Below are 8532 nucleotides of genomic sequence, written 5' to 3' on the forward strand. Positions count from 1 at the left end.
GCGCTCGACCGGGCGGCGGGGCGTGCCGACCAGATCCTGGCTGGGGGCGGTGAACGACTCGACCGGCTCGCCGTCGACGGCGGTGGCGATGATGCGGGCCACCGCGTCGATGACCTGGGCCTGCACGGCGCTGCCGACCAGGTCGGTCGGGTCGTCCGGGTTGGCGGCGATGCCGGCCACCGCGACCTGCGGGGTGAAACCGACGAAGGTCTCGGTGGCGGCGTTCTCGGAGCTGCCGGTCTTGCCGGCCACCGGCCGGCCGTCGAGGATCCGGTTCACGCTGGTGGCGGTGCCGCCGTTGCACTGCCCGAACGCGGACTGCTGGCCCACCGGGCAGCGCGCCGCGTCGGTGGCGGCGCGGGCCACGTCGGGGTCGAGCACCTGCCGGCAGGACGGGTCGCCGACCGGCAGCCGTTCGCCGTCCGGCGCGGTCACCGACACCACCGGCACCGGCGCGCAGTACGTCCCCTCCGCGGCCACTGTCGCGTACGCGTTGGCCAGGTCGAGCGGGGTGGTGGCGGCCACGCCGAGGGTGAACGCGCCCCAGTTGGCGGCGTTGTTCTCGGCGAAGTTCGCGTCGGCCTCGGCGCGGAAGGTGATGCCGAGTCGCTGCGCCATCTCGACCACCTTGTCCTGGCCCACCTGCTCGGCCAGCCAGACGAAGTAGGTGTTGACGGAGCGGCCGAAGCCGTCCCACATCATCCGGTAGCCGTCCATCCACTGCGGGTTGGCGTTCGCCGGGCACCACTGGCCGTTGCAGGCACTGTCGTCGCTGCCGGCGGCGTACCGGGTGGGCAGCCGGCTGGGCGCGTCGAAACCTGTCGACAGGGTACGACCGGACTCCAGCGCGGCGAGCATGGTGAACAGTTTGAACGTGGAACCGGCCTGGTAGCCGACGACACTGCCGCCGCCGGAGATCAACGGGTTGACGGTGTTCGGGTAGTTGAGCTGCCCGTCGGGGTTGGCATCGACGCTGTAGTGCCGATTGACCGCCATCGCGAGCACCCGACCGGTGCCGGGCTCGACCGCGGCGATCGGCACCGCGCGCTTGTTGTCGTACCCGTAGATGTCGGTGGCCTGCTGCTGCGCGGTGGCCTGGATCTGCGGGTCGAGGGTGGTGACCACGGTGTAGCCGCCCCGGCGCAGCGCCTGCTCGCGTTCCTCCACGGTGTCGCCGAACTCCGGCTGGGCGATCCACCAGCGGCGCAGGTAGTCGCAGAAGAAGCCCCAGCCGTCCGCCGCGCTGGCGGTGGCGGTGCAGCCGTTGGCCTGGTCGCTGGGGTCCAGCGCCAACTCCTCGGCCTTGGCCTGGGCCGCCTGCTCGGCGGTGATCGCCCCGGTGGCGAACATGGAATCCAGCACGTACGCCCGCCGGTTCAGCGCCGCGTCGGCGTCGCCGTCGATCGGGTTGTACGCCTCCGGCGACTGCACCAGGCCGGCGAGCAGCGCCGACTCGGCGAGCGTCAGCTCCGCCGGCGGCTTGGAGAAGTAGCGCTGGCTGGCGGCGGCGATCCCGTACGCCCCGGAGCCGAAGTACGCGATGTTGAGGTAGCGGTTGAGGATCTCGTCCTTGCTGAGCTGCTGTTCCAGCGCCTTGGCGTACCTGATCTCCTGGAGTTTGCGCCCGACGGTCTGCTCGGTGGCGGCGGCCCGCTCCTCGGCGGTGCGGTTCGGGTCGCTCTTGAGCACGTTGCGGACGTACTGCATGGTCAGCGTCGACCCACCCTGCTCGGTGCCGGAGCTGACGTTGCTGACCAGGGCCCGCAGCATGCCGCGCAGGTCGACCCCGCCGTGGTCGTAGAAGCGACGGTCCTCGGCGGCCACGATCGCCTGCTGCATCACCGGCGCGATCTCCGCCAGCGCCACGTCGGTGCGGTTGACGTCGTAGAACGTGGTGATCAACGTCTTGCCGTCGTTGGCGTAGAGGTAGGAGCGCTGCGGGGTGGCCGGGGTACGCAGCGCGTCCGGCAGTGCCGCGTACTCGCGCAGTGCCGCCTGGGCGGCGAAGCCGAGCAACAGGTTGCCCGGCAGCGCGGCTACCGCCAGCACGAGCCCGGCGAGGACGCCGGTCAGCAGGACGGTGAACAGCCGCGACAACGGCGTGGGGGTGGCCATGGTCTTCAGGATTGCCGCGAATACCATCTTTCTGCCACCTTCTGCGGCCGGTTGTCAGCCAATTCACGGCCAACTGGCAGCCGTCTTTGCGCTGGTAAACCGGCATGCGGGCGGCAACCGCCCAGGGTTCGCGTCAGGCCGGTCCGATCTGCCCGGCACCGCCTGGGGCGGCCGGGCCGAGCGGTCCGGCCGTGGCGACGCTGGCGCTGCCCGCGTCCCGGGCGATCTCGCGGGGCAGCAGGCGACCGGAGCGGTAGCCGATGCCGATGCCGGCGATCAGCACGAAGATGGCCCCGAAGGTCTGCAACGAGCCGATCAGCGCCCCACCGATGCCGAGCAACGGGCTCGCGATCATCAACATCGCGCCGTCGCCGATGCTGAACATGCCCGAGCGGGCCACCGCCCACCCGGTGAGCAGCCAACCCACGCTGTAGCAGGTCGCGCCGACGAGCACCAGCATGCGGGCCGTGGTGCCGAAGACCGGGGTCTGCTCGGCCAGCCCCGCGAAGGGCAGCATCAGCACCGTACCGGCGATGCTGACCAGCAGCCCGGCGACGGCCGGGTGGCGGCTGCGGGTGGCGGCGAGCAGGCCGGTCAGGCCGAGCAGGGCCAGCAGGCCGAGCCAGACCGCGAGCACCCAACCGACCAGGTACAGCGGCCGGCCGTCGGCCGGATACGGGTCGTTGCCGACCCCGCCGTCGCTGGCCATCGCCACCGCGCCGTAGAGGATCGCGTACGCCGGCAGCAGCCAGATCGCGGCGCGGGCCAGCCGGCGCAGCGACCACGCCCAGCTCGCGTTGGTGGCTGGTGCCGACGGCGTCGGTTCGTCGATGAAGGGCAGCACGCCGAACCCACCGCCGGTACGCCGGGTGCCCAGTGGTCCGGCCGGGTCGTGTTCGCCCGGCACCTCGGGCGGGGACCACAGGCGCTTCAGCGGTTCCATGCGTCACCTCGCTCCTCCACGAGCGGTGCTCGGGACGCGCCGAGGCGCCCCGATGCCTGGTCACCACCCGCACTAGAACCGATGGTGGCAGGCACCGGAGCGCCTCATGAGCGTTTCTCGCATTTATCGCCCCGGGCCGGTCACCCGGCCCGGGGCGGGGCCGACTCAGCCGCGTTCGCGCTGGTCGGTCGGGTCGTTCAGCAGACTCGCCGGAGAGACCGGCTCGGGTGCGGGCAGCCCCTGCGGCTTGCCGCCGCTGGCCTGCGCCTCCGCCACGCGTACCTCGTTGTGGATCTCCTGCGCCGCCGCGGCGGCGGCCTCCGCCGCCTCCGCGGCCTCCCGCTCGACGGCGCTGGCGTCGTCGGAAGCCTGCGGGCTCGGCGCGTCGCCGACCATCTGGCTCAGCCCACCGAGCGCGCCACCCATGCCCTCCAGGGCCTTGGTCAGCTCGGCCGGCACGATCCACACCTTGTTGGCGGTGCCGTTGGCGATCTGCGGCAGCGCTTGGAGGTACTGGTAGGCGAGCACCTTCTGGCTCGGGTTGGCGGTGTGGATCGCGTCGAACACGGTCCGGATCGCCTTCGCCTGACCCTCGGCCTGGAGGATCCGGGCCTGCCGGTCACCGTCGGCGCGCAGCACCGCGGCCTGCTTCTCACCCTCGGCGGAGAGGATCTGCGACTGCTTGTGCCCCTCGGCGTTCAGGATCGCCGCCCGGCGGTCCCGCTCGGCGCGCATCTGCTTCTCCATCGAGTCGCGGATGCTCGGCGGCGGCTCGATCGCCTTGATCTCCACCCGGGTCACCTTGATGCCCCAGCGGCCGGTGGTCTCGTCGAGCACGCCGGAGAGGTGCCTGTTGATCTCCTCGCGGCTGGTCAGCGCGCGCTCCAGGTCCAGCGAGCCGATCACGTTACGCAGCGTGGTGACGGTGAGCTGCTCGATGGCCTGGAGGAAGTTGGAGATCTCGTAGGTGGCCCGGACCGAGTCCACCACCTTGAAATAGAGGACAGTGTCGATGGACACGACCAGGTTGTCCGAGGTGATCACCGGCTGCGGCGGGAAGCTCACCACCTGCTCGCGCATGTCGACCTTGGTACGCACCGCGTCGACGAAGGGCACCAGGACGTTCAGCCCCGGGTTCAGGGTGCGCTTGTACCGACCGAGCCGCTCGACCACGTCCTGGCGCTGCTGCGGCACGATCCGCACCGACTTGGCCAGGGTGATCACTGCGAGCAGGGCAATACCTATCAATAGGACGGGGACTACGAACTCCATCCGTTCACCTCTCCGCTTCGGGTAGCTCACCGGGCGTCGCAACGTCCCGCCAGACCAGGGCTACCGCTCCCTTGACCTGGATGACCTGCACCCGTTCGCCGGGTGCCAAAACCTGGGTGGCGTCGTAGGCGCGGGCGCTCCACGTCTCGCCGTCGATCTTGACCACGCCCTGGTCGGCGTCGACCTGCTCCAGGACCAGCGCGGTGGCACCCTCGATCGCCTCGATGCCGAAGACGGTGCCCCGGTCCTCCGAGGAAGTCTGCCTGTGCCGCTGGATGACCGGCCGCGCGGCGAGCACGGTGAGCGCCGACACGATGGCGAAGACCACCGCCTGCACCGGCACAGAGGCACCGAGCGCGGCGGCACCGGCGGCGGCGAACGCACCAACCGAAAACATGATCAGAAACAGGGTCGCCGTGAAGATCTCGGCGACCGCCAGCACCACGCCCAGCACGATCCACAACACGGCTTCCATGTAACGATCGTGACACGGCAGTGCACGTGTCATCGAACTGTCATGATCAGATCCTGGTGACCACCACCACCGAGGGAGGGTTCGTGCCTCTGCGTCCCGATACCGCCCGGCAGATCGACACGCTTGTCGCCGACGCGCAGTCCCACGGCCATGTCCCGTCCCTGGCCGTGGGCGTCGTCCGCGACGGCCGGCTGACCCACCTGGCCGCCGCCGGCACCCGTCCACAGCCCGACGCCGACCTGCAGTACCGGATCGGTTCCATCACCAAGACGATGACCGCCGTGCTGGTGATGCAGGAACGCGACGCCGGCCGGCTGGCACTCGACGACCCGCTGCGGCGGCACCTGCCCGAGGCCGCCGCGGCCGGTCCGGTCACCCTGCGGCAGCTCCTCGGACACGCCGGCGGCCTGCAACGCGAGCCCGACGGGCCGTGGTGGGAACGCAACGAGGGCGTCGACCTGACCACCCTGTTGCAGGGCTTCTCCACCGCCAAGATCGCGTACCCGCCGTACCGCGCGTTCCACTACTCGAACCTGGCGTACGGGCTGCTCGGCGGGGCGCTGGAGCACATCACCAAGACACCGTGGCCGCAACTGCTGCGCGAACGGATCCTCGACCCGCTCGGCCTGGACCGCACCACGTACGCGGCCACCGAACCGTACGCCCCCGGCTACGTGCTGCACCCGTGGCACGACACGGCCCGGGAGGAACCGCGTACCGACACCCGGGCGATGGCAGCCGCCGGGCAGCTCTGGTCCACCGTCGCCGACCTGGCCCGCTGGGCCGCCTTCCTCGCCGACCCCGACCCGGCGGTGCTCGCGCCGAGCACCCTCGACGAGATGTGCGCCCCGGTGATCCTCACCGACCTCGACAGCTGGCGCGGGGCGTACGGCCTCGGCATCGAGTTGATCCGCGACGGCGACCGGGTGTACGCCGGGCACGGCGGCTCGATGCCCGGCTACGGCGCCATGCTGATGGTGCACCGGCCCAGTCGTACCGGCGTGGTCGGCTTCGCCAACGCGTACACCTTCCGCTCGGGTGGCCTGCGCCCACTCAGCCGGCAGATCCTCACCCAGGTGCTGGAGGCCGAACCCACGCCGGCCCGGCCGTGGCGACCGGCCGACGCCGCGCCCCCGGCCGACGTCGCGGCGCTCACCGGCCGCTGGTGGTGGATGGGCATCGCGCTCGACATCGGCTCCGACGCCGCAACCGGCGAACTGGTCGCAGTGACCTCCAGCGGCAAGGTCAGCCGGTACGCCCCAGCAGGCCCGGACCGCTGGCGGGGGGTCGGTGGCGAGGAGAACGGCGAGGTGCTGGCGGTGCGCCGCGACGACACCGGCACCCCGGTCGCCCTGGACATCGCCACCTTCGTCTTCACCCGCAGCCCCGACCAGGCCCCCTGACAGCACCAAGCTGCCTGACGCGGTCTCACACCGCACCGGGCGGCGTGACCCTCACGGGGCGGTGGAGCGGACCACCACCGCTTCGGGAACCGGTGCCGGCGGCCCGGGTCGCTCCCGGGCCAGCCGGCGGACCGCGGTGTTGAGCACGGCGATCACCGGTACCGCGATGAGCGCGCCGAAGATGCCGTCGAGCACCACGCCGGCGGTCACCGCCAGCACCACGGGCAGCGGATGCAGGGCCACCGCCCGGCCCATGATCCACGGCTGGAGCACGTTGCCCTCCACCTGCTGGACCACGATCACCGCCCCGAGCACGGCCAGCGCGGTGACCCCGCCGCTGTCCACCAGGGCGACCAGGACCGCCACCGCTCCGGAGAGCGTCGCACCGACGATCGGAATGAACGCACCGAGGAACACCAGCGCGGCCAGCGGGAAGGCGAACGGCACCTCGAGCAACACCAAGGCGACCCCGATGCCCACCGCGTCGATGAACGCCACCAGCACGGTGGCCCGCACATAGGCCACCAGGGTCAGCCACGAGGCACGGCCGGCGTCGTCGGCCCGCCAGCGGGCGGCGGACGGGAACATCCCGACCAGGAACCGCCAGATCCGGTCACCGTCGCGCAGGAAGAAGAACGTGGCGAACAGCACCAGCAGGGTCCCGGTGAGCACCTCGACCACCGTGCCGGCGGTGCTGATCGCGCCGCTTGTCAACGCCTGACTGTTCTCATTGATCCAGTTCTGCCCGGCCTCGACGTACCCGTTGAGTTGGCCGTCCGAGAGGCCGACCGGCCCGTCACGCAGCCAGTCCTGGATCTGACCGATGCCGGCCGCGGCCCGGGTGCTCAGATCCGGCAGACCGGCGATGAACTCGTTCACCACCATGGTCAACGTGCCCACCACCGCGGCGAACCCGGTGCTCAGCACCGCGGCGGTGGCAAGCGTACGGGGGATTCCGACGCGCAACAGCCAGCTGACCGCCGGTGCCAACAGGGCGGCCAGCAGCAGCGCCACCAGCAACGGCACCACCACGACGCGGATGGTGCCGAGCAGGCGCAGCAACGCCCAGCCGACGACCCCGATGACGATGAGTCGCCAGGACCAGGCGGCGGCGATCCGCAGTGCCCTCGGCACGTCCGAGTCGTCCCGACTCACCGTCGAGCCGCCGCCGTGGACCGGCGGAGCGAACCGGTACGCGGGTGCGGGGAACGGGGAATCCGCCTCCTCCGCGCGACTCACCGCCCGCGCCCGGTGTCGCTCACGGGCCGCGCGGGCAGTCGCGCGCCCCGACTGGTACGCCTGACGCAGCCGCTGCCGCGACCGCTGGAACCGGTTCAAGCGGCACCCCCGGGGTGGTAGGGATCAGGCCGCCCACGCTAGCGCCCCTGGCCCCGGCCTGATCACCCCGGCTCAGCTCACCTCTGTTCGGCTCACCCCGGCTCGGCTCACCCCGGCTCGGTGACGAAGTCGATCAGACGCTCCATCGCGTTGATCAGCGGGGTCTCCACCTCCGCGTAGCTGTTCACCCGGGACAGGATGTGCCGCCACATGTCGGCCGGCTCGGCGACACCGAGCGCCGCACAGACCCCCTCCTTCCAGGGCCGTCCCGGCGGCACCACCGGCCACGCCCGGATGCCCAGCGCCGCCGGCTTCACCGCCTGCCACACGTCGACGTACGGATGCCCGGTGACGAGGACGTGCGGCGAGTTCACCCGGGCCACGATCCGGCTCTCCTTGGAACCCGGCACGAGATGGTCGACAAGGACGCCGAGCCGCCGCCCGGAGCCCGGACCGAACTCGCGGACCCGGGCGTCGAGTTCGTCGATGCCCTCCAGCGGCTCCACCACGACGCCTTCGATCCGCAGGTCGTCGCCCCAGATCCGCTCGACAAGCGCCGCGTCGTGCACGCCCTCCACCCAGATCCGGCTGGCCCGGGCCACCCGGGCGCGTACCCCGTCCACCGCGATCGAACCGGACGCGGTACGCCGCCGCGCCGCCGGCACCGGCCCCCGGGCCGGTCGGCGCAGGGTCACCGGGCGGCCGTCGAGCAGGAAGGCGGCCGGCAGCAGCGGGAAGTTGCGCCGCTTACCGTGTCGGTCCTCCAGCACCACCGCACCGGAGTCAAAGCCGACCACCGCGCCGCAGAAGCCCGAGTCGGCGTCCTCCACCACCAGGTCCGGTTCGGCGTCCACCTCCGGCGTCACCTTCCGCCGCCGCCAGTCGCCCGCCAACACGTCGTCGCCATACCGCCGCCCCATCACCCCAACCTAATCCCACCCACCCCGCCAGAGGGCGATCATGCAGTTGTGGTGCCCGATAAAAGC

7 protein-coding genes are annotated in these 8532 nt (G+C 71.6%); 1 reads left to right on the top strand and 6 read right to left on the bottom strand.

All coding sequences use genetic code 11. From position 1 onward, the window contains the following. The 4 genes from C1I93_RS25350 to C1I93_RS25365 all read right to left on the bottom strand — a co-directional run. Window positions 1–2115, bottom strand: a 2115-nt coding sequence (locus C1I93_RS25350; RefSeq protein WP_258378344.1) for a transglycosylase domain-containing protein, incomplete at its 3' end; no start/stop codon positions are given. Between the two features lie 133 nt (window positions 2116–2248). Next, the gene (locus C1I93_RS25355) at window positions 2249–3058 is read right to left on the bottom strand and encodes a hypothetical protein (protein ID WP_111245802.1); all 810 of its coding nucleotides are present in this window, start codon (window positions 3056–3058) and stop codon (window positions 2249–2251) included. 165 nt (window positions 3059–3223) lie between these two features. Then, window positions 3224–4330 (bottom strand): SPFH domain-containing protein, encoded by a 1107-nt coding sequence (locus tag C1I93_RS25360; protein ID WP_111245803.1) that lies wholly within the window; start codon window positions 4328–4330, stop codon window positions 3224–3226. A gap of 4 nt (window positions 4331–4334) precedes the next feature. After that, window positions 4335–4805 (bottom strand): NfeD family protein, encoded by a 471-nt coding sequence (locus C1I93_RS25365; protein ID WP_111245804.1) that lies wholly within the window; start codon window positions 4803–4805, stop codon window positions 4335–4337. Window positions 4806–4888: 83 nt separating this feature from the next. On the opposite strand from C1I93_RS25365, the gene C1I93_RS25370 reads away from it, so the two are divergent. Continuing rightward, window positions 4889–6208 (top strand): serine hydrolase domain-containing protein, encoded by a 1320-nt coding sequence (locus C1I93_RS25370; protein ID WP_111245805.1) that lies wholly within the window; start codon window positions 4889–4891, stop codon window positions 6206–6208. A gap of 51 nt (window positions 6209–6259) precedes the next feature. Here the strand turns inward: C1I93_RS25370 and C1I93_RS25375 are convergent, their stop codons facing one another. Both C1I93_RS25375 and C1I93_RS25380 read right to left on the bottom strand, forming a co-directional pair. Further along, the gene (locus tag C1I93_RS25375) at window positions 6260–7546 is read right to left on the bottom strand and encodes an AI-2E family transporter (RefSeq protein ID WP_181445323.1); all 1287 of its coding nucleotides are present in this window, start codon (window positions 7544–7546) and stop codon (window positions 6260–6262) included. A 107-nt stretch (window positions 7547–7653) separates the two neighbouring features. Continuing rightward, complete coding sequence (locus tag C1I93_RS25380) at window positions 7654–8466, bottom strand: DUF3097 domain-containing protein (protein ID WP_111245807.1); 813 nt, start codon at window positions 8464–8466, stop codon at window positions 7654–7656. Window positions 8467–8532: the final 66 nt, after the last annotated feature.

The sequence above is a fragment of the Micromonospora endophytica genome (genome assembly GCF_003236305.1).
GTDB classification, from domain to species: domain Bacteria; phylum Actinomycetota; class Actinomycetes; order Mycobacteriales; family Micromonosporaceae; genus Micromonospora; species Micromonospora endophytica.